The 20587-nt window shown below is 70.2% G+C and carries 20 protein-coding genes; 15 read left to right on the plus strand and 5 right to left on the minus strand.

The annotated features are described in order from the left end of the window. Positions 1-41: 41 nt before the first annotated feature. Together lipA and lipB are read right to left on the minus strand one after the other, a co-directional pair. Positions 42-1025 carry a lipoyl synthase gene (lipA, locus tag EDF23_RS00250; protein ID WP_131919881.1) on the minus strand — a complete coding sequence of 328 codons (984 nt, stop codon included), beginning with the start codon at positions 1023-1025 and terminating at the stop codon, positions 42-44. Then, positions 1022-1768, minus strand: a complete 747-nt coding sequence (lipB, locus tag EDF23_RS00255; RefSeq protein ID WP_131919883.1) for a lipoyl(octanoyl) transferase LipB — start codon at positions 1766-1768, stop codon at positions 1022-1024. Before lipB ends, lipA begins: the two co-directional genes overlap by 4 nt. Positions 1769-1857: 89 nt before the next feature. Between lipB and EDF23_RS00260 the strand changes: the two genes are divergently transcribed. Next, on the plus strand, positions 1858-2508 hold the full coding sequence (locus tag EDF23_RS00260; protein ID WP_131919885.1) for a hypothetical protein: 651 nt from the start codon (positions 1858-1860) through the stop codon (positions 2506-2508). A gap of 54 nt (positions 2509-2562) precedes the next feature. On the opposite strand, the gene EDF23_RS00265 is transcribed toward EDF23_RS00260, so the two are convergent. Then, a complete protein-coding gene (locus tag EDF23_RS00265) occupies positions 2563-3357 on the minus strand; it encodes a nucleotidyltransferase domain-containing protein (protein WP_131919887.1) in 795 nt (264 codons plus the stop codon). Positions 3358-3427: 70 nt separating this feature from the next. Here EDF23_RS00265 and ffh point away from each other — a divergent pair, with 70 nt between their 5' ends. Further along, positions 3428-4981 (plus strand): signal recognition particle protein, encoded by a 1554-nt coding sequence (gene ffh, locus EDF23_RS00270; RefSeq protein ID WP_131919889.1) that lies wholly within the window; start codon positions 3428-3430, stop codon positions 4979-4981. 472 nt (positions 4982-5453) lie between these two features. Here the strand turns inward: ffh and EDF23_RS00275 are convergent, their stop codons facing one another. After that, positions 5454-6593 (minus strand): glutamate--cysteine ligase, encoded by a 1140-nt coding sequence (locus EDF23_RS00275; protein ID WP_200849175.1) that lies wholly within the window; start codon positions 6591-6593, stop codon positions 5454-5456. Positions 6594-6712: 119 nt separating this feature from the next. Between EDF23_RS00275 and aroA the strand changes: the two genes are divergently transcribed. The 8 genes from aroA (at position 6713) to trmD (ending at position 16290) form a co-directional block, all read left to right on the plus strand. After that, entirely contained in the window at positions 6713-9988 is a 3276-nt protein-coding gene (aroA, locus tag EDF23_RS00280) for a 3-phosphoshikimate 1-carboxyvinyltransferase (protein WP_131919893.1), read from the plus strand. An 8-nt stretch (positions 9989-9996) separates the two neighbouring features. After that, positions 9997-11154 (plus strand): acyl-CoA dehydrogenase family protein, encoded by a 1158-nt coding sequence (locus EDF23_RS00285; protein WP_207895415.1) that lies wholly within the window; start codon positions 9997-9999, stop codon positions 11152-11154. An 84-nt stretch (positions 11155-11238) separates the two neighbouring features. Then, positions 11239-12084, plus strand: a complete 846-nt coding sequence (locus tag EDF23_RS00290; RefSeq protein ID WP_131919897.1) for an SDR family oxidoreductase — start codon at positions 11239-11241, stop codon at positions 12082-12084. A gap of 4 nt (positions 12085-12088) precedes the next feature. After that, positions 12089-14209 (plus strand): FAD-dependent oxidoreductase, encoded by a 2121-nt coding sequence (locus EDF23_RS00295; RefSeq protein ID WP_131919898.1) that lies wholly within the window; start codon positions 12089-12091, stop codon positions 14207-14209. 164 nt (positions 14210-14373) lie between these two features. Then, entirely contained in the window at positions 14374-14787 is a 414-nt protein-coding gene (gene rpsP, locus EDF23_RS00300) for a 30S ribosomal protein S16 (protein WP_111086066.1), read from the plus strand. A 3-nt stretch (positions 14788-14790) separates the two neighbouring features. Further along, positions 14791-15027 carry an RNA-binding protein gene (locus EDF23_RS00305; protein WP_111086067.1) on the plus strand — a complete coding sequence of 79 codons (237 nt, stop codon included), beginning with the start codon at positions 14791-14793 and terminating at the stop codon, positions 15025-15027. Next, positions 14993-15592 carry a ribosome maturation factor RimM gene (gene rimM / locus EDF23_RS00310; RefSeq protein ID WP_243648761.1) on the plus strand — a complete coding sequence of 200 codons (600 nt, stop codon included), beginning with the start codon at positions 14993-14995 and terminating at the stop codon, positions 15590-15592. Before EDF23_RS00305 ends, rimM begins: the two co-directional genes overlap by 35 nt. Before the next feature lie 5 nt (positions 15593-15597). Beyond that, positions 15598-16290: a tRNA (guanosine(37)-N1)-methyltransferase TrmD gene (gene trmD, locus EDF23_RS00315; RefSeq protein ID WP_123294798.1), complete on the plus strand. Its 693-nt coding sequence runs from the start codon at positions 15598-15600 to the stop codon at positions 16288-16290. A 221-nt stretch (positions 16291-16511) separates the two neighbouring features. Here trmD and map read toward each other — a convergent pair whose 3' ends face one another. After that, positions 16512-17303 carry a type I methionyl aminopeptidase gene (gene map, locus EDF23_RS00320; RefSeq protein ID WP_131919900.1) on the minus strand — a complete coding sequence of 264 codons (792 nt, stop codon included), beginning with the start codon at positions 17301-17303 and terminating at the stop codon, positions 16512-16514. 167 nt (positions 17304-17470) lie between these two features. Between map and rplS the strand changes: the two genes are divergently transcribed. The 5 genes from rplS to EDF23_RS00345 all read left to right on the plus strand — a co-directional run bounded on the left by rplS (position 17471) and on the right by EDF23_RS00345 (position 20440). Continuing rightward, complete coding sequence (rplS, locus tag EDF23_RS00325) at positions 17471-17827, plus strand: 50S ribosomal protein L19 (RefSeq protein ID WP_123339832.1); 357 nt, start codon at positions 17471-17473, stop codon at positions 17825-17827. Positions 17828-17960: 133 nt separating this feature from the next. Further along, positions 17961-18704 (plus strand): signal peptidase I, encoded by a 744-nt coding sequence (gene lepB / locus EDF23_RS00330; protein ID WP_111086070.1) that lies wholly within the window; start codon positions 17961-17963, stop codon positions 18702-18704. Beyond that, positions 18701-19399 carry a ribonuclease HII gene (locus tag EDF23_RS00335; RefSeq protein ID WP_131919902.1) on the plus strand — a complete coding sequence of 233 codons (699 nt, stop codon included), beginning with the start codon at positions 18701-18703 and terminating at the stop codon, positions 19397-19399. Before lepB ends, EDF23_RS00335 begins: the two co-directional genes overlap by 4 nt. A gap of 264 nt (positions 19400-19663) precedes the next feature. Then, on the plus strand, positions 19664-19987 hold the full coding sequence (locus EDF23_RS00340) for a DUF2469 family protein (protein WP_111086072.1): 324 nt from the start codon (positions 19664-19666) through the stop codon (positions 19985-19987). A gap of 105 nt (positions 19988-20092) precedes the next feature. Further along, positions 20093-20440: an Lsr2 family protein gene (locus EDF23_RS00345; protein WP_111086073.1), complete on the plus strand. Its 348-nt coding sequence runs from the start codon at positions 20093-20095 to the stop codon at positions 20438-20440. Positions 20441-20587: the final 147 nt, after the last annotated feature.

Here is a 20587-nt window from a genome sequence, read left to right on the forward strand (position 1 = left end):
ACTGTCGCTGAGCGCGAAACTCGCGCAGCTCCGCGCGAGACTCAGACGGCCTGGCGACCCGGCGCCGCGTCGAGCAGGTGCGAGAGGTGCTCGGGAACCGAGCCGCCGCGCGCGACCGTGGCGCGTGCCCACAGGCGTCCGGCGCGGTACGACGACCGGACGAGCGGGCCGGCGAGGACCCCGGCGAAGCCCATCTCCTCGGCGACCTCACGCAGCGCGACGAACTCCTCCGGCTTGACCCAGCGCGCCACCGGCAGGTGCCGCGGCGACGGGCGGAGGTACTGCGTCAACGTGATGATGTCCGTGCCGGCGTCGAACAGGCGTTGCAGGGCGTCCTCGATCTCGATGCGCTCCTCGCCCATGCCGAGGATCAGGTTCGACTTCGTGACGAGCCCGGCGTCGCGGCCCTGCGTGATGACGTCGAGGGAGCGCTCGAACGTGAACGCCGGACGGATGCGCTTGAAGATCCGGGGGACGGTCTCGACGTTGTGGGCGAAGACCTCGGGGTGGGCGTCGAACACCTGGCCGAGCTGGTCCGGGCGGCCGTTGAAGTCCGGCACCAGGATCTCGACGCCGGTGCCGGGGGAGTGCTCGTGGATCTGGCGGATGGTCTCGGCGTAGAGCCAGGACCCGCCGTCGGGCAGGTCGTCGCGGGCGACGCCGGTCACCGTGGCGTACTTCAGGCCCATCGACACGACCGAGTCGGCGACCCGGCGGGGCTCGTCGCGGTCGAGCGGCTCGGGCTTGCCGGTGTCGATCTGGCAGAAGTCGCACCGGCGGGTGCACTGCGAGCCCCCGATCAGGAACGTGGCCTCGCGGTCCTCCCAGCACTCGAAGATGTTCGGGCAGCCGGCCTCCTGGCAGACGGTGTGCAGCTGCTTGTCCTTGACCAGGGCGGACAGCTCGCGGAACTCCGGGCCCTGGGTGGCACGGGTCTTGATCCACCCGGGCTTCGTCTCGATCGGGGTCTCGGCGTTGCGGGCCTCGACGCGGAGCATCCGGCGGCCTTCGGGGGCGAGGGTCATACGAGGGTCTCCTGTCGTGCGGGCGCGGTGCTGGGGGACGTGGTGTCGGCGGTCGTGATGGGGGCCGTCGTGGTGCTCTGGGCGGCGCTGCCGATCCGCTGGCCGGTCCGCATGCCGTGCTCGGCGGCGCGGATGCGGTCGACCACGGTGTCGGCGAGGTCGTCGACGGTGACGGGCCGGCCGGCGGCGACACTCAGCGTCGTCACGCCGGCGTCGGCGATGCCGCACGGCACGATCGCGGCGTAGGCGTCGAGTGCGTTGTCGCAGTTGATCGCGATGCCGTGGGTCGTCACGCCCTCGGCGACGTGCAGCCCGATGGCGCCGACCTTGGCGGGCGGAGTGCCGTCCGCTCCGCGGACCCAGGCGCCGCTCCGGCCGTCGACCCGCTCGGCGTGCACCCCCACGGAGGCCGCAGCGTCGACGATGACCTGTTCGAGGTCGCGCACCCACGCGACGACGTCGATCGGAACGGCCAGCCGGACGATCGGGTAGGCGACGAGCTGCCCGGGGCCGTGCCAGGTGATGCGTCCGCCGCGGTCCACGTCGACCACCGGGGCTCCGTTCGTCGGCAGGTCGGACGGCTCGGTGCGTCGGCCGGCGGTGTACACGGACGGGTGCTCGCACAGCACGAGGGCCCCGAGGGAGCGGCCGGCGACGACGTCGGCGTGGAGGTCCCGCTGCAGCGCGAGTCCGTCGGCGTAGTCGAGCAGCCCGGCAGGCCGCACGATCTCGAGTTCCGGCATGCGAGCGAGCCTACGACGGTTTCTGGACGGAGTACAACAACGCGGACGACCTTGACCTGAACCGTGGTTGAGGGCTTCGGATGGCGGACATGGACATCCGCCAGGCACAGCTCGCCACCCGCTCGCTCGACGACACCGCCCGGTTCTGGGAACGGCTCGGCTGCCCGGTCGACCGCGTCGACGGAGTGGTCGAAGTCGTGGTGGGGTCGACGCGGCTCCTGTTCCGGGAGCTGCCGGGGATGACCGGTGCGCTGCACCTCGCGATCACGATCCCGACGGGCACGTTCGCCGCGGCTGCCGAGTGGATCGCCGGCATCGCGACGGTGCTGGTCGACGCCGACGGCCGTGACGAGTTCGAGGGCCCGCCGAACTGGAACTCGCGATCGGTGTACTTCGACGGTCCGGACCAGCAGCTGCTCGAGCTGATCGAGCGGCGGGACCTCGCCGCGGCCGCACCCGCGCCCGCTGTTCCGCTCCTGTCCGTCAGCGAGGTCGGCATCGCCGTGCCCGACGTCCTCGGTGCCGTCGGGACACTGCGCCGCGCCGGACTCGAGCCCTACGCCAACCCAGCAGGCGAGGGCTTCGCCGCGGTCGGCGACGTCGACGGTCTCGTCATCCTGGTGTCGCCGGAGCGGCGCTGGTTCCCGACCGCTGACCGCCTGCCGTCGACCGCGCCGGTGGTCCTCGACGTCGGGCTGGACACCCCGGTCGAGCTCACCGAGGGGGTCGTGCTCCGCTGAGCCGTTCTGCGCCGCACCGCGCCAACCGCCCCGCTCCGCGCCGTCCGGTCGTGGTCAGCGCAGGCGGTCGAGTTCGCCGAGGAAGTACGCATCCGCTCGGGCGTGCGCCTCGACCGAGGTGTTCTCGGGCGGCAGGTCGTCGAACGGCCGCGCCAGGTCGAGTTCCGCGTCGACGAAGCGGACGAGGACCTCGGGCGGGGTACCGGTGCCGAGCTCGCGCGTGCGTGCCTTCACCGCGATGAGTTCCGTCGTCGCCTCCGTCACCGCACGCTCGACCGTCGACTCGGCGAGCAGCGTCGGCAGGTCCATCGGCGGCATGGCGCTCTCCGGGTGGTCCCGCAGCCACCGGAGCGAGGCCGCGGTCCGGAGCACGTAGAAGAACCGCTTCAGTGTGATCTCGCGCTCGTACTGCCGCGCGGCGACGTGCAGGTAGTGCCGGCCGATGCGCCCCCGGTCGGCCACGCTCGCGACGAACGCCAGGAGCCGGTCGCGGAAGGCCTCGTCACCTGCGTACACGATCGGTGACCGAAGCCACTCGCCGACCGTCGCGTTCCCGTTCACGGCGAGGCGGACCGTCTTCGCGAGGTCCCACCCGTTGACGTCGAACACCTTGTCCAGCGGCGTCTCGATGACGTCGCGGCTGGGCCAGAGCGACAAGTAGTCGTCGCGCCGTCGCACGTACAGGAACCGGCAGTCGTAGTCGCTGTCGGGCGACGGGAAGCCCCAGGCGCGACTGCCGCTCTCGATCGCCCACGGGATCGTTACACCGAGGTCGGACTGCAGACGCGCGAGCCGCCCGTCGATCTCGGCGACCACCGCTGGGTCGAGGTCCTCGGGAACGGCGCGCATGCCTCGACGATACCGAGCGTCGGACACCGGATCAGGGAACCTGCTCGTGAACCAGTAGAATCGACGGATCATGGCGCAATTCGGTTCACTCTCCGATCGGCTGACCGAGACCTTCCGCAATCTGCGGAGCAAGGGTCGGCTGACTCCGTCCGACGTCGACGGCACCGTCCGCGAGATCCGGCGGGCGCTCCTCGACGCCGACGTCGCGCTCGAGGTCGTCAAGGCGTTCACCGCAGCAGTGCGCGAGCGCGCCCTCTCCGACGAGGTCAACCGCGCGCTGAACCCGGCGCAGCAGGTCGTCCAGATCGTCAACGGGGAACTCGTCGGCATCCTGGGCGGGCAGCAGCGTCGCCTCGAATTCGCGAAGAAGCCGCCGACGGTCATCATGCTCGCGGGTCTGCAGGGTGCCGGTAAGACCACCCTCGCCGGCAAGCTCGGCAAGTGGCTCAAGAAGGACGGCCACACCCCGATGCTCGTCGCGGCGGACCTCCAGCGTCCGAACGCCGTGCAGCAGCTGCAGGTCGTCGGCGAGCAGGCCGGCGTCCACGTCTTCGCTCCGGAGCCCGGCAACGGCGTCGGTGACCCGGTCAAGGTCGCCAAGAACGCCATCAAGGCCGCGGTCGACCAGCAGTACGACACCGTCATCGTGGACACCGCCGGTCGCCTCGGTGTGGACGCCGAGCTGATGAAGCAGGCCGCGAACATCCGCAAGGCCGTCGACCCCGACGAGGTCCTGTTCGTCATCGACGCGATGATCGGTCAGGACGCCGTCGTCACCGCCCGTGCCTTCCAAGAGGGCGTCGACTTCACCGGAGTCGTGCTGTCGAAGCTCGACGGCGACGCCCGTGGTGGTGCGGCACTCTCGGTGGCCAGCGTCACCGGCCGCCCGATCATGTTCGCCTCCACGGGTGAGGGCCTCGACGACTTCGAGCCGTTCCACCCGGACCGCATGGCGAGCCGCATCCTCGACCTCGGCGACATCATGTCGCTCATCGAGCAGGCCCAGTCGGCCTTCGACGAGGACGAAGCCCGCGCGGTCGCCGAGAAGATCGCGTCCGACTCGTTCACGCTGAACGACTTCCTGCAGCAGATGCAGCAGCTCCGCAAGGCCGGCTCGATCAAGGGCATGCTCGGCATGCTCCCGGGCGCCAAGGGCATGCGCGAGGCACTCGACAACTTCGACGAGCGCGAGATCGTGCGCACCGAGGCGATCATCCAGTCGATGACGCCGAAGGAGCGCGAACTCCCGAAACTCCTCAATGGCTCGCGCCGACTCCGCATCGCCAAGGGTGCCGGCTCCACGGTCACCGAGGTCAACGCCCTCGTCAACCGGTTCGAGCAGGCCGCGAAGATGATGAAGACCGTCGCCCGTGGTGGCGTGCCGCAGATGCCGGGCATGGGTCCGATCCCGGGCATGCACGGCGGCAAGAAGCAGCAGCAGGGCGGCAAGAAGAAGTCGAAGGTGGGCAACCCGGCCAAGCGTGCGGCGATCGCCGCCGGGACGGCTGCCGCTCCGCAGCAGGCGCCGAAGGGCTCCGGCCTCGGCCTCGGCGGTTCGGCCAAGGGCGGCAAGGCGCCGACCGAGGAAGAGCTCGCGAGCCTGCAGAAGTTCCTGGGTCGCTAGTCGCGACCCCCTGACGGACGGGAGGCCCGGTGCCAGCTGGCACCGGGCCTCCCGTCCGTCTGCGCGCACGTCGCGACGTTCCTTCCCAGAACGGTCGCGATGGAAAGCGGAATCGGGCGTACCTGGTCGGAAGAAACGACCCGGTACGCCCGGATCGACCAGGTGTGCCCGGAGCGACCAGGTCGGTGGGCGCGGACGGGAGGCGCGGGGCGGGCTCGTGGCGTTCCTCCCCAGAACGGGCGCGCTGGAAAGCGGAATCGGGCGTACCTAGTCGAAAGAAACGACCCGGTGCGCCCGGATCGATCAGGTATGCCCGGAGCGACCAGGTGGGTGGGCACGGACGGGAGGCGCGGGGCGGGCTCGCGACGTTCCTTCCCAGAACGGGCGCGATGGAAAGCGGAATCGGGCGTACCTGGTCGGAAGAAACGACCCGGTACGCCCGATTTGACCAGCTACGCGGAACGACCCGGGGTCACAGCGACTCGCGGAACTCCGTCACCAGGTGCCGGACGACCTCGCGCAGGTCCCCGCCGTGCTCCTGCGCGACCCGGAGCTGCCGCTGGTACGACGCGCCGTTCGCGATCATCGTGTCGAGGTGGTGCAGTTCCTGCTGGCAGCCGAGCCGCTCGGCCACCGGGTCGAGCCGCTGCACCAGGTCGTGCACCTCGTCGGTCACGAGCCGCTCGTCGCCGGCGGCGTTCGTGATGATCTCGGCCTCCATGCCGTAGCGGGCGGCGCGCCACTTGTTCTCGCGGATGAACCACGGCTGCATCGTCGGCAGGGTCTCGCCGGCGTCGAGCCGGTCGGACATCGCGGTGACCAGGCACTGCACGAGCGCGGTCACGGCGCCGACCTCGTGCAGGGTCGAGATGCCGTCGGAGACCCGGTTCTCGAGCGTCCCCCACTTCGGCGACGGGCGGATGTCCCAGCGCAGGTCCTTCACGCTGTCGATGACGCCGGTGTGCGTGAGGTCGCTCACCACCTCTTCGAAGTTCGCCCAGGCACCGAGGGCGGGCGGCAGGCCACCGGTGGGGAGCTGCTGGAACATGAGGGCCCGGTTCGAGGCGTACCCGGTGTCGATGCCGGCCCAGAAGGGGCTCGATGCGGTGAAGGCCTGCAGGTGCGGGACGTACGCCAGCATCGCGCCGAGGATCGGCAGGGCCTTGTCGCGGTCGTCGATGCCGACGTGCACGTGAACGCCCCAGATGAGCATCTGCCGACCCCACCAGCGCGTCCGGTCGATCAGGGTCGTGTAGTGCTCGCTGTCCGGGGTGATCTCCTGCTGGTCCCAGACGGCGAACGGATGCGTGCCGGAGCACATGACCTGGGCGTCGAGCGGTTCGGCGGCGTCGATGACCTCGCCGATGATGCCGGACAGCTCGCTCGTGGCGTCGCGGACCCGTGAGTGCACGCTGGAGACGACCTCGACGGTGTTGGTCAGGAGCTCCTCGGTCACCCGCTCGCGATCGCCGAGTCGTTCGTGCACGGCCGCGATGACGGCAGGGGCACGGGGCGCGAGGTCGCCGGTCGACAGATCGACCAGCGGGAGCTCCCACTCGACGCCGATGGTCGACGGAGGGGACTCGGTGAAGCGGATGTCCATGCTGTACATCCTGCCCGGAAGGTTGTCGGACACGCACAACGACGGCGGCTTCTGGTCGTGCGGATCCGATTCACAGTAGTTCCACACCGGGCGTACCGTTGATATGTACAGAGCAGGAAGAGGTACGCATGCAGTTGGTCGTGCGCGGCACGTCCGCACCACTCGTCGGTGAACTCGACGTCCCGGTCTCGAAGTACCACGCGCACCGCGCGCTGGTGCTCGCGTCGCTGGCGAAGGGGACGAGCATCGTCTCCGGCATCAGCGCCACCCGCCAGGTCGAGTGGACCGTCGGCACGCTCCGCGCCCTCGGCGTCGACGTGAAGCGTCGCGGGGACGAGTACCACGTCACCGGGCTCGGCGGCCGGTACGAGGCCACCGACGTCGTCGACCACGGGTCCCGTGGCGCCGACGGCGTCCTGAACATGGGGTCCTCCGGCACCACGCTCTACTTCATGACGGGTCTGGCGTCGCTCGCCGACAAGCCGATGACGCTCGTGGGCATGAAGTACTTCCAGCGCCGGCCCATCAAGGCGCTGCTGACCTCGCTGACCCAGATGGGCATCGAGCTCGAGGCGACGAACGACTGCCCGCCCGTGACCGTCCAGCCGAAGCGCCCCCGCGGCGGCGACGTCACGATCGCAGGAACCCTGTCGCAGTGGGTCTCCGGCCTGCTCCTCGTGGCCCCGTTCGCCGAGCAGGAGACCCGGATCCACATCACCGGCGACCGGCTCAACGAGCAGCCCTACGTCGAACTGACCGTCCGGATGATGCGGGAGTTCGGCCTGTCGGTCGAGGTCTCCGACGACTGGCTCGAGTACCGGATCCCGGCGAACCAGCAGGCCACCCCGCACGACTACGTCATCCCGCCGGACATCGGCTCCGCCGCGTTCGGCATCGCCGCGGCCGGCATCCGCGAGTCGAACCTGCTCCTGCGCGGCATGACGGCCTTCACCACCGCCGAGACCGACCACCCGGAGAGCGAGTTCCTCGACCTCGCGACGGCGATGGGCGTCCCGATGCGGATCGACGAGGAGACCGGGTTCGTGCGCATCGAACACGACGGTTCCCCGCTGCGACCGCTCGACATCGACTGCCAGCCGATCCCCGACCTGCTGCCGGTCCTGTCGACCATGGCCACCTTCGCCGAGGGCACCACCCGGCTCTGGAACGTCGCCCACATCCGCTTGAAGGAGTCCGATCGCGTCGCGGCGATGCTGCAGCTCAACCGCATGGGTGGCCGGGCCGAGCAGGGTGCCGACGAACTCCGCGTCACCGGTGTCGGGGCCGAGGGACTCCACGGCGCGCAGATGTCGTCGTTCAACGACCACCGCGTGCTCATGTCACTCGCCGTCGCCGCGTCGAAGGCACGCGGCACCTCGGGGCTGACCTACCCGCGGGCTTACCGGATCTCGTACCCGACGTTCCTCGAGGCGATGAACTCCGTCGGCCTCGACATGGAGGTCGGCGACGCCCTCGCCGCGCAGATCGCCCGCGACGACCGGGCCGACGCGGCCGAGGCCGCCGCGATCGCCGACGAGCGCACCGACCTCGGCGAGCGCACCGATGGCGAGCGTACCGACGGTGAGCGGGCCGACGGTGAGCGGGCCGACGGCGATCGCGCCGACGGCGAGCGCACCGACGGCGAACAGCACCCGGTCGCGCCCACGACCCCGGAGCCGCTCGCGCTCGCCGGTGTCGACGCGGACCCCCTCGTGCTGAGCGAGAAGGTCCGCACGCTCGCGACGACCGATCCCGACGGCCTCGCGGTCATCGAGGTCGGCGGCGCAGCACCCGTGAACACCACGTGGCGGGAACTGCAGGACGAGGCCGACAAGGTCTCCGCGCTCCTGCTCGAGCTCGGGGTCCGTACGGGTGAGTCGGTCGCCATGCAGCTGCCGAACTGGCGCGAGTTCGTCTCCATCACCCTCGGCGCGATCCAGATCGGGGCGGTCGCGACGCCGATCATGCCGGTGTTCGGTCCGCGCGAGACGACGATGACGCTCGCCCGGTCCCGCGCCCGTGTGGTGTTCCTGCCGAACGTGTTCCGCAAGCGCCGGCCCGCGCTCGAGCTCCTCGACGTCATCGACGAGGCGAAGGCCCAGCAGCGCCGGCTGTCGGTCGAGCACGTGATCGTGCTCCGGTCCGAGGCGCGCGGCCAGGTCGACGCCCCGACGAACCAGCCGCCGCTGCCGGCCGACGCCCTGGACCGGGTGGCCACGAGCGACTGGCACTGGCGCTACTTCGACAACGCCCTCGACGCCGTGCACGTGGACGTCGACGAGATCACCTCGCGCGCGCCGGGCCCGGACGACGTCTGCCAGCTGCTGTTCACCAGCGGCACGACGGGGGAGCCGAAGGGCGTGCAGCACCCGCACCGCACCCTCGGTCTGGCCACGGCCATGCACGTCGCGCAGTCGGGCTTGACGAGCGCGGACCGGATCTACATCCCGTCGCCGCTCGCGCACCAGACCGGGTTCCTGTACGGCATGCTGCTGGCGTTCCGGCTCGGTGCGCCGCAGGTCATCCAACCGGTGTGGGACGGCACCGTTGCGCTCGAGCAGGCATTCGGCGTCGCGAAGGCGTCGTTCGTGCAGTGCGCGACCCCGTTCCTGACCGACCTCGTCGACCTGGTCGAAGCCGGTGCCGCCCAGCCCGAGTCGCTGCGGATCTTCGTGCCGACCGGTGCTGCTGTGCCGCGGGCCCTCGCCCAGCGGGCCGCGACGGTGCTCGGCACGGCCATCCTCGGCGCGTTCGGTACGAGCGAGACCTGCCTCGGCGCCCTGTCCAGCCCGATCGACGACCCGGCGGCAGCGTACGGGCACGACGGTCGTGCGCTGCCGGGCATCCGGATCCGGATCGTCGACGACGAGGGCCACGAGCTCCCCGCCGACACCGAGGGCAACTTCGAGCTGCACTCGCCGACGATGTTCGACGGGTACCTCGACCGCCAGGACCTGACCGACGACGTCTTCACCGAGGACGGCTGGTACAAGACCGGCGACCTGGCGAAGGTCGACGTGAACGGCTTCCTGTCGATCACCGGCCGGATCAAGGACGTCATCAACCGCGGTGGCGAGAAGATCCCGGTCGTCGAGATCGAGAACCTGCTCTACCAGCACCCCCTGGTCACCGACGTGGCGATCGTCGCGATGCCGGACGCCCGACTCGGTGAGCGTGCGTGCGCGTTCGTCGTGCCGGCCGCCGGCGTGGAGCGGCTCGACTTCGCGGCGATGCAGCAGGCGCTCGACAAGGCGGGCGTGAGCAAGTACTACTGGCCAGAGCGGCTCGAGTCCATCGACGAACTGCCGCGCAACGCCGTCGGCAAGGTCCAGAAGAACGTCCTGCGTGAGCAGGCAGCCGCGCTCGTCGCCGCGAGCACCACGAAGGAGAACGAGACACGATGACGCTGGTCATGGAAACCGCCACCGAATCCGCCTTCCAGCAGCTCAAGGCCGAGGTCACCGAGTGGGTCCGCGGCCCCGGCGAGGAGTGGGCGGACGAGATCGAGCGCACCGGCCGGGTCGCCCCGGAGCTGTTCCAGGAGCTCAAGGACAACGGGTGGCTGAGCCTCGCCGCCCCGACCGAGCTCGGCGGACGGGCCGTCCCGTTCTCGCGCTACCTCGAGATCATGGAGATCGTCTCGCGTTCGCACGCGTCGATCCGGATGCTCGTGCACGTCATCAACGGCACCTGGCGCGCGATGGCCCCCTACGCGACGCCGGAGCAGATCGAGCAGGTCGTGAAGCCGAGCGTCGCGGGCGACAAGCTCGTCGCGTTCACCCTGACCGAGGCCACGGCCGGCACCGGCGCGGACATCCGCACCACCGTCCGCCGTGAGGGCGACACCTACGTCATGAACGGTGAGAAGCACCTCATCACGTTCGGCGTGCAGGCCGACTACTGGCTCATCGCCGCCCGCCTCGAGGGCACCAGCGGCCAGGACGGCACGGTCGCGTTCCTCATGCCGAACAGCGGGCTGCCGGGTGCCGAGGTGATCGACGACTCCGACACCATGGGCATCCGCGGTACCGACCACGCGATCCTGCGCTTCACCGACGTGCCCGTGCCGGCCAGTGCGCTGCTCGGCGCCGAGGGGCAGGGGCTCGAGGTCGCGCTCGGCGGCTTCCTGCTGCCGAGTCGCGTGTCCGTCGCGATGAGCGCCGTCGGCCTCGCCGAGCGTGCGAACGAGCTCGCGGTCGAGTACGCGAACAAGCGCGAGACGTTCGGCAAGCAGCTCTCCAGCCGCCAGGCGATCCAGTTCTACCTGGCCGAGAACTACGCCGACATCGCCGCCGCCCGCGCCCTGGTGCTCGAGGCGGCCCGCGCCTACGAGGAGGACCGCCCCGACGCGGGCACGCTGTCCAGCGCCTCGAAGATGGTCGCGGTCGACATGCTCGCCCGCGTCACCGACAAGGCCCTGCAGGTGCACGGCGGCCAGGGCTACTGGAAGCGCAACGCGATCGAGCGCGTCTACCGCGACGCGCGCGCGCAGCGCTTCGAAGAGGGCACCAACGAGATCCAGAAGCTGGTCGTCGGCCGCGCCGTCGTCACCGGCAAGGCCGGGTTCTAGACAGCAACCACCCACCGGACGGGAGGCCCGTGGCGGGGCCCGCCACGCGCCTCCCGTCCCTCCCCACGCACGTAGAGGACCGCAGTGACCGACAACACCAACGCACCCATCGCACTGATCACGGGCGCTTCGCGCGGCATCGGCCGCCTGCTCGCGCAGAAGCTCGGCCAGCGCGGCGTGACCGTCGTGGTCACGTACAAGGGCAACGCCGACCTGGCCGAGGAATCCCTGGCCGACGTCAAGGCCGCCGGCGGCGACGGGATCACCGCGCAGGTCGACATCGAGCAGCCGGAGTCGATCGACGCCCTGTTCGACCTGGTGCGGGACACCTACGGTCGCCTCGACTACTTCGTCGCGAACGCCGCCGCCAGCGCGTTCAAGCCGGTCAAGGAACTGAAGCTGCACCACCTGGACCGCAGCTACGCCACCAACGCCCGCTCGTTCGTGCTCGGGGCGCAGCGTGCCGCCGAGCTGATGGACCGCGGTGGGCGCATCGTCGTCGTGACCTCGTACGGATCGCTCCGCGCGTTCCCGACCTACGCCGCGCTCGGCGCGGCGAAGGCCATGAGCGAGTCGTACATGAAGTACATGGCGGTCGAGTTCGGTCCGCGCCAGATCACGGTGAACGCGGTCAACGGTGGCCTGATCGACACCGACTCGCTCGAGTACTTCTACACGAAGGTCCCCGGCCAGGCGCCGATCGACTCGGTGTTCGAGAAGCTCCCGCTGCAGCGCCCCGGCACCGCCGACGACATGGCCGACGCCGTGGACTTCCTGCTGTCCGACAAGGCCGGGTACATCACCGGGCAGGTGCTGTCGGTCGACGGCGGCCTGACCGTGATCGCCCCGCCGTTCTGGGCGGACACGACGTCGCCGCTGCGCGACGCGGTGCTCCCTGCTGACGACGCGGCTGTCGACGCGGCAGAGTAGGGGCATGAGCACCGTCGCCCTGCCCGAGCTCGCCGTCGTCTCCTCGCCGTGGACACTCGGCCCCCTGGCCCTGCCCAACCGGGTGGTCATGGGGTCGATGCACACCGGACTCGAGGTGCACGACGACGGTGGAGCAGGCATGGCGGCGTTCTACCGCGAACGTGCCGCCGGTGGCGCCGCGTGCATCATCACCGGCGGCATCGCGGTGAACGACGAGGCCCGTGGTGGCCCCGACTTCGCCGTGTTCGGTGTCGGGGGAGCGGACGAGCGGTTCCGCACGGCGGTCGACGCCGTGCACGAGGAGGGCTCCACGATCCTCGCGCAGCTGTTCCACGCCGGCCGCTATGCGCTCGCCGCGGGGATGGTCGACCGGCACGGGGACCCCCAGCGCGTGGTGGCACCGTCGGCCCTGCCCTGGGCGGCCGCCCGCGGCGTGGTGCCGACCGAGCTGACACCGGCCGAGATCGAGCGCACCATCGAGGACTTCGCCGCCGCGGCCCGGTCCGCGCGCGACATCGGGTTCGACGGCGTCGAGATCATGGCGTCCGAGGGCTACCTCATCAACCAGTTCCAGTCGCCGCTGACGAACCTGCGTGACGACGAGTGGGGCGGTTCGCCGGAGCGTCGACGGCGCTTCACGGTGTCGGTCGTCGAGGCCGTCCGTGCGGCGGTGCCCGACCTGGCCGTGACGATCCGGCTCTCCGGCGCCGACCTGATGCCCGGGTCGTCGACCGAGGACGACGTCGACGCCCTGGTGCACGACCTGCTGCCGCTCGGGCTCGACGGCATCTCGGTCGGGATCGGCTGGCACGAGTCCCGCACCCCGACCGTGCAGGCCGCCGTGCCGCACGGTGCCTGGCTCGCCTACGCCGCGCGCATCGCCGGAGTCGTGCGCGCCTCGTCGTACCCCGAAGTCCGGGTGATCGCGTCGAACCGGATGACCGACCTGCGCGACGGTGAGACCGTCCTCGCCGACGGAGCCATCGACGCCGTCGCGCTCGCCCGACCGTTCCTCGCCGACCCCGCGCTCGTGAACCGGTCGCTGGCGGGCCGGTTCGCGCTGGTGAACACCTGCATCGGCTGCAACCAGGCCTGCCTCGACCGCTCGATCATCGGTGCGCCGGTGTCCTGCCTGGTGAACCCGCGCGCCGCCCGCGAGGTTGCCTTCCCGGCGCGTCCGACCACCGACCCGAAGCGCGTCGACGTCGTCGGCGGGGGACCGGCCGGTCTCGCCGCAGCCGTCGACGCGGCCCGACGCGGCCACCGCGTCACCGTGTGGGAAGCCGCCGACCGGCTCGGCGGCCAGTTCGGCCTCGCCGCGCTCGTGCCCGGCAAGGAGGACTACGCCGCCACCGTGCGGGCCGCCCGCGCCGAGCTCGACGAACGAGGAGCCACGGTGCACCTCGGCCGCCCGGCCACGACTGCGGACCTGGCCGACAGCGACGCCGTGGTGCTCGCCGCCGGGGTGGTCCCGCGCGACGTCGACGTCCCCGGAGCACACCTGCCGCACGTCCTGTCGTACGAGCGGGCACTGCGCGAGGGCGTGCCGGCCGGCACCGTCGCGATCATCGGCGGCGGCGGCATCGGCGTCGACACCGCAGCGTTCCTGACCGAGTCGCCGGACGAGTCGGTCCGCGCCACCGAGTTCGCGGCGCGCTGGGACCTCGACGTCTCCGAGGAGCTCGTCGGCGACGTCCCCCAGCGGCTGCCCGCTGCGTCGCGCACGATCCGGCCGGGCTCCGACGTCACCGTGCTCCGCCGATCGGGCAAGTTCGGGCAGGGCGTCGGGATCACCTCGCGCTGGGTCGCCATCGGTCGCCTCCGTGACGCGGGGGTGCGCATGGTCGGCGGCGTGCAGGAGTACCTGCGCATCGAGCCCGGTGCCCTCTGGATCCGCGACGAGCACGGCGAGGAGCGTGCGATCCCGGCGGACACCGTCGTGGTCTGTGCCGGGCAGGAACGCGCGATCGACACCGAGGGTGACGCGCCTGACGGACTCGTGACGGGCCTCCAGGCCGCCGGTGTGCCGTTCGCCGTCGTCGGCGGCGCACGCGACGCACGGAGCGTGGACGCGGTCCGCGCGACGTCCGAGGCCCTCGAAGCGGTCCGGCGACTCGCGCCGTAGCGCGTCGGCTCGCATCGCGGCCCGGAATCTGTAAGAATGAACGGTCGAATCGCCGCAGCTCGACCCTCTATCCAGCTGTGAGCGATCTCTCTCGAGCTTTCACCGTGTGTGCCCCCACGCCCGCGGTTCCAGTTCAACCACAACGTAAGCAAACAGGAGCAATTGTGGCTGTCAAGATCCGTCTGAAGCGTCTCGGTAAGATCCGTGCGCCCTACTACCGCATCGTCGTCGCCGACTCGCGCACCAAGCGCGATGGTCGTGTCCTCGAGGAGATCGGTCAGTACCACCCGACCGAGGAGCCCTCGGTCATCAAGATCGAGTCCGAGCGTGCGCTCTACTGGCTCGGCGTCGGCGCACAGCCGACCGAGCAGGTCGCGGCCCTCCTCAAGCTGACCGGCGACTGGGCCAAGTTCAAGGGCGAGAAGGACACCGCGTCCAAGGTCAAGGTCGCCGAGCCGAAGCAGGCCTTCCAGGTCGACTCCTCGAAGAAGGCCGTCCTCAAGCCGAAGTCGGAGAAGACGGCTCCCGCCGCCAAGACCGACGACGCCGAGACCGCCGACGAGACGACCGAGGCGTAGTCCTTGCTCGAATCCGCGCTGACGCACCTCGTCAAGGGGATCGTCGATCACCCTGACGACGTGCGCGTCGCCAGCTCCACCTCCCCGCGGGGCGAGGTCCTCGAGGTGCGCGTGCACCCCGAGGACCTCGGCCGCGTGATCGGTCGTGCCGGGCGGACCGCCAAGGCACTCCGCACCCTCGTCTCGGCCCTGGCCGACGGCAAGCGTGTGCGGGTCGACGTGGTCGACACCGATTCCTAGGGAGACGACCCAGCTCCGGGTGGGTCGAATCACGAAGGCACACGGGCTCAAGGGCGGCATCAAGCTCGAGCTCTACACCGACGACCCGGATCGTCGGTTCACCCCCGGTGCCACGTTCACGCTCCAGGTCCCCGACGACTCTCCGTGGTCGGGCAAGACCCTCGAGCTGGACGAGCTCCGCTGGTACAACGGTCACCCCGTCGCGTTCTTCGCGGGGATCGACGACCGCACCGGCGCCGAGTCGCTCGCCCGGATCATCCTCTGGGTCGAGCAGGACGCCGACGCCGAGACCGGCGAGGACGACGCCTGGTACGACCACCAGCTCGTCGGGCTGAAGGTGCTGCGCGACGGCGTCGAGGTCGGCACCGTCGCCCGGGTCGACCACATGCCGGCGCAGGACCTGCTCGCGATCGACACCCCGTCGCGCGGTGAGGTCCTCGTGCCGTTCGTCGCGGCGATCGTGCCCGCGGTCGACATCGCTTCCGGCACCGTCACGGTCACGCCGCCGCAGGGCCTGTTCGAGGACCCCGAGGACACCTCCCGGCCCGAGACGGTCACGGACTAGCTGCCGTGCGGATCGACATCGTCACGATCTTCCCGGAGTTCTTCTCCGTGCTGGACGTGTCCCTGCTCGGCAAGGCCCGCTCCGGTGGGCTGCTCGACCTGCACGTGCACGACCTGCGCTCCTGGACGACCGACCGGCACCGCACCGTCGACGACACCCCGTACGGCGGCGGCGCCGGCATGGTCATGAAGCCGGAACCGTGGGCGCAGGCGCTGGACGCCCTGCTGCGGCCGGACGGCTCGTCGACCCTCGTGGTCCCGACGCCCGCCGGCACGCCGTTCAAGCAGTCCATCGCGCGCTCGCTCGCGTCGACGTCCGACCACCTCGTGTTCGCCTGCGGGCGGTACGAGGGAATCGACGCCCGCGTCTTCGAGTGGGCGGCGTCACGCTGCTCGGTCGTCGAACTCTCGCTCGGCGACTACGTGCTGAACGGCGGCGAGGTCGCGGCGATGGCCATGATCGAGGCCGTCGGGCGACTCGTCCCCGGCGTCGTCGGCAACCCCGAGTCCCTGGTCGAGGAGTCCCACGAGGACGGCCTGCTCGAGTACCCCTCGTACACGAAGCCCGCCGTGTGGCGTGACCACGCCGTGCCCGAGGTGCTGCTCAGCGGCCACCACGGCAAGGTCGCTGCGTGGCGGCACGAGCAGCAGGTGGAGCGGACGCGGCGCGTCCGGCCGGACCTGCTGCCGCCGGCCTGACGGGCTGCGGCCTTCCTGACGGGCGCGCGTCCGGCTGCCGGTTGACGCCTGCCGGTTGTCGCTTTCGCGAAAGCGACAGTCTGCCGCGGAACATCCGCGGGCAACTGTCGCTGTCGCACACATGACGGCGGCCGCAGCCGAGATCTGTCGCTTTGGGGCACTGGTCGCGACCCGTGTCGGACGGGAGGCGCGGGGCGGGACCGCACCGCGCCTCCAGTCCGTCAGCTGGTCGGGTCGGCGCGCTGGGCGCGACGCAGGGTCAGGACCTCGGGTCCGGCCTCGGTGACCGCCACCGTGTGCTCGACGTGCGCAGCACGTGAGCCGTCGACGCTCCGGAGCGTCCAGCCGTCGTCGTCCTGGTACAGCTCGTCGGTGCCCTGCATGAGCCACGGCTCGATCGCGACCACCAGGCCCGGCCGGAGCTTCAGACCGCGACCGGGTCGCCCGTCGTTCGGCACGTGCGGGTCGCCGTGCATCGTGTGACCGACACCGTGCCCGCCGAACTGCAGGTTGACGCTGTAGCCCGCCTCCTTCGCCACGTGCCCGATCGCGTGCGAGACGTCGCCGAGCTTGTTGCCCGAAGCAGCCTGCGCGATGCCGGCAGCCAGGGCGCGCTCGACGGTCGAGATGAGCGTCTGGTCCTCGTCGCGGGGCGTCCCGACCTGCACCGACACGGCGGAGTCCGCCACCCAGCCGTCGACGCTCGCGGCGAAGTCGAGGCTGACGAGGTCGCCGTCCTGCAGCACGTGGTCGAACGGCAGACCGTGCAGCGCCGCGTCGTTCACCGAGGTGCACAGGTTCTTGCCGAACGGCGACTTGCCGAACGAGGGGTGGTAGTCGACGTAGCAGCTCTCGGCGCCCCGGTCGGCGATCATCCGCGCGGCGACGCGGTCGAGCTCGAGCAGGTTCACGCCGACGTCGACCGTGGCGAGCAGTTCGTCGAGGACGTCGGCCACGAACCGACCGGCGACGCGCAGTCCGTCGAGTTCCGTGGGGGTGCGCAGTTCGATCATGGGTCCATCCTCGCTGTTTTGCCCCCGGCGTTCTGTGTGGCAGTATGGATCGCTGTGCCCTGGCTGGACTCTGCCACGGGGGAGTCGCCGACACCGGGCACGCACCACCACTTCATCAGACATCGATCCGCGGCGACCCGTGTGCGTCCGCAGAGAGTAGAACAGCCATGAGCCAGCTCCTCGACAACGTCGACGCAGCATCGCTGCGGACCGACGTCCCGGACTTCCGCGCCGGTGACACCATCAAGGTGCACGTGAACATCGTCGAAGGCACGCGCTCGCGTATCCAGGTCTTCCAGGGTGTCGTCATCGGCCGCCAGGGCCACGGCATCGGCGAGACCTTCAAGGTCCGCAAGGTGAGCTTCCAGGTCGGCGTCGAGCGCTGGTTCCCGGTGCACTCGCCGATCATCGACCACATCGAGATCGTCACCAAGGGTGACGTCCGTCGCGCGAAGCTCTACTACCTGCGCGAACTGCGCGGCAAGGCGGCCCGCCGCAAGATCAAGGAGAAGCGCGACGCCTGATCGCCTTCACAGTGAGCGCCCGCGAGCCGGACGCCGCTGCTGGCCCCTCGCCGATGTACGGTTGTGCATCGACGGGGGGCTTTCCCTTTGCGCCCGCTGAACCCGGGCGGGCACGGTGTGAACGAGAGCGGAAATGACGGACACGACTGAGGAATCCGGGCGCAGGCCCCGGCCTGAGAAGCAGCGCAACGGGATCCTCACATTCCTCCGCGACCTCGTCATCATCTTCATCGCGGCGCTGCTCGTGTCGTTCTTGGTCAAGACGTTCCTGATCCGCTCGTTCTACATCCCGTCGGCGTCGATGGAGAACACGCTGCAGATCAACGACCGCGTGATCGTCAACGAACTCGTCCCGGGTGTCGTGGCACTGAAACGCGGCGACGTCGTGGTGTTCAAGGACCCGGGTGGATGGCTCGCCGGGTCCGAGGTGCCGAGCGTCACGCCGGACACCCAGCCCGCGAAGGCGATCGACTGGGTCCTCACGCAGATCGGCCTCGGGACCGGCGACAGCGACGACCACCTCATCAAGCGCGTGATCGGTCTGCCGGGGGACAAGGTCTCCTGCTGCAACGACCTCGGGCAGATGTCGGTGAACGGCGTCCCGATCAAGGAGCCGTACCTCAAGCTGCCGGCCGGCGCCCCTGCCTCAGCGACCGACTTCTCCGTCACCGTGCCGAAGGGCACCATCTGGGTGATGGGCGACAACCGCAACGACTCCAAGGACTCCCGCTACAACGGGGACACGCCGTCGAAGGGGTTCGTGCCGTTGTCCGACGTGACCGGCCGCGCCTTCGTCATCTCCTGGCCGACGAGCCGTTGGACGTGGCTCGACGACCACCCCGAGGTGTTCGCCGGGGTGGAGGAGCGCGACCAGTGACGCCCGTCCGCCCCTCCCTCCGCGTCGAGAAGCGGCTGCTGGCCGAAGGCCGTGTCACGGTCATCGGGATGGACGAGGTCGGACGCGGTGCGATCGCCGGTCCCGTCGGCGTGGGCGTCGCGGCCGTGACGATCGACGTCGGGCGGGTCCCGCAGGGTCTGGCCGACTCGAAGCTGCTGTCCGCCACCCGCCGGACGGACCTGGTCCCCGTCGTCACCCGGTGGGCGCGCACCGCCGTCGGCATGGCGTCCGCCGAGTACGTCGACCGGCAGGGGATCGTCCCGGCGCTCGGGGCAGCGGGGGCGCAGGCGCTCGAGTCGCTGGTCGCCGGTGGCCTGTCGCTCGACGGCGCCGTCGTCGTGCTGGACGGGTCCTTCGACTGGCTGACCCGTGCCGTCCCCACCTCGCTCCGTCCGACGACGGACCCGCTCGAGGTCGTCGTGCAGGTCAAGGCCGACCGGGACTGCGCCTCGGTCGCCGCGGCGTCGATCGTGGCGAAGGTCGCGCGGGATGCCCTGATGATCGCAGCCCACGACGAGGCACCGCACTACGCCTGGGCGTCGAACAAGGGCTACGGCTCGACCGCGCACTACGACGCCATCCGCGCGGTCGGGGCGCACGCACTGCACCGCAAGTCGTGGCTGCACCAGGCGTCGAGCGTGTCACTCGAGGGCTTCGACGCGCTCGTCAGCTGACGCGCTGCGGTCGCCCGCGGCTGCCGTGCCTGTGGCCCGCGAGCCCTGCCCCGGCGGCGGCTCGTGAGGTTCCGAAATCTCGGCATCTCGGCGCATGCCCGGTGCCGCAGCGGAACCTCGGCGGAGCGCACGCGGCGTGTTGTGGAACCTCGGTGGGCTCGGATCGGGAGCGGATGCCGAGCTTGCTCGCACTTCCGTCTTCGGGTGCATCCCTCGAGCTGCTGTCGCGCACTGGTGCGGCTGCCGCCGTAGACTGTGGGCGCAATGGATGAGGACGAATTCGACGACTACGACCGCGAGGTCGAGCTGGCCCTGTACCGCGAGTACCGCGACGTCGTGTCGCAGTTCCGCTACGTGGTCGAGACCGAGCGGCGTTTCTACCTGGCGAACGAGGTCGAACTCGTGCGCCGGGACACCGAACACGATTTCTACTTCGAACTGACGATGAACGACGTCTGGGTGTGGGACGTCTACCGTTCCGACCGGTTCGTCAAGGGCGTCCGCGTCCTCACGTTCAAGGACGTGAATGTCGAAGAACTGACATCGCGAGAACTCGAACTGCCGAAGGAACTCGCACTCGACGAGTGATCGTCAATTCCGGTGCATTCGGTGAATCGCCGGTGATCGGTGACGTGCCGGAATTCCACGCGCTATTCTGGTCGGGATTTCCCGTCCAATGAACAGGAGCCGCGCATGGCACAGAAGGTCACCGTCCAGCTCGTCGACGACCTCGACGATTCCCCCATCACCACCGGTGAAGGTCGCACGGTCGAATTCGGTTTCGACGGCTCGTCGTACGAGATCGACCTGACGAACGACAACGTCGACAAGTTCCGCGAAGCGATCTCCGACTACATCGCCGCAGCGCGCAAGGTCTCCGGTCGTCGCACCGGCAGCACGGCGCCGAAGTCGGCCCCGAAGCGTGGCAACTCCGAAGAGCTCGGCAAGATCCGCGAGTGGGCGAAGGAGAACGGCTACGAGGTCTCGACCCGTGGTCGTATCTCGACCCAGGTGCAGGAAGCGTACGCAGCCGCACACTGAGCCGCTGTCGACGAAGGACCCGGATGATCGCGATCACCCGGGTCCTTCGTCATTCCTCCCCAAGGGCGATCGTCGTCGTCTGATTCCACAGAGTCTTCGTCGGTGCACATCCTCGCTGCCGTTCCCGCGATCGTTGCCGTGGAGGCA

Origin of the sequence: Curtobacterium sp. PhB128, assembly GCF_004340725.1 — a bacterium.
Classification (GTDB): Bacteria; Actinomycetota; Actinomycetes; order Actinomycetales; family Microbacteriaceae; genus Curtobacterium.

Bases quoted from the DNA above. Each gene is read 5' to 3' on its own strand.
- EDF23_RS00345 (WP_111086073.1), top strand. From the start codon at position 20,093: ATGGCACAGAAGGTCACCGTCCAGCTCGTCGACGACCTCGACGATTCC.
- rplS (WP_123339832.1), top strand. From the start codon at position 17,471: ATGAGCCAGCTCCTCGACAACGTCGACGCAGCATCGCTGCGGACCGAC.
- lipB (WP_131919883.1), bottom strand. From the start codon at position 1,768: ATGCCGGAACTCGAGATCGTGCGGCCTGCCGGGCTGCTCGACTACGCC.
- lepB (WP_111086070.1), top strand. From the start codon at position 17,961: ATGACGGACACGACTGAGGAATCCGGGCGCAGGCCCCGGCCTGAGAAG.
- EDF23_RS00260 (WP_131919885.1), top strand. From the start codon at position 1,858: ATGGACATCCGCCAGGCACAGCTCGCCACCCGCTCGCTCGACGACACC.
- EDF23_RS00275 (WP_200849175.1), bottom strand. From the start codon at position 6,593: ATGTACAGCATGGACATCCGCTTCACCGAGTCCCCTCCGTCGACCATC.
- EDF23_RS00295 (WP_131919898.1), top strand. From the start codon at position 12,089: ATGAGCACCGTCGCCCTGCCCGAGCTCGCCGTCGTCTCCTCGCCGTGG.
- EDF23_RS00340 (WP_111086072.1), top strand. From the start codon at position 19,664: ATGGATGAGGACGAATTCGACGACTACGACCGCGAGGTCGAGCTGGCC.
- map (WP_131919900.1), bottom strand. From the start codon at position 17,303: ATGATCGAACTGCGCACCCCCACGGAACTCGACGGACTGCGCGTCGCC.
- EDF23_RS00285 (WP_207895415.1), top strand. From the start codon at position 9,997: ATGGAAACCGCCACCGAATCCGCCTTCCAGCAGCTCAAGGCCGAGGTC.
- ffh (WP_131919889.1), top strand. From the start codon at position 3,428: ATGGCGCAATTCGGTTCACTCTCCGATCGGCTGACCGAGACCTTCCGC.
- EDF23_RS00265 (WP_131919887.1), bottom strand. From the start codon at position 3,357: ATGCGCGCCGTTCCCGAGGACCTCGACCCAGCGGTGGTCGCCGAGATC.
- lipA (WP_131919881.1), bottom strand. From the start codon at position 1,025: ATGACCCTCGCCCCCGAAGGCCGCCGGATGCTCCGCGTCGAGGCCCGC.
- aroA (WP_131919893.1), top strand. From the start codon at position 6,713: ATGCAGTTGGTCGTGCGCGGCACGTCCGCACCACTCGTCGGTGAACTC.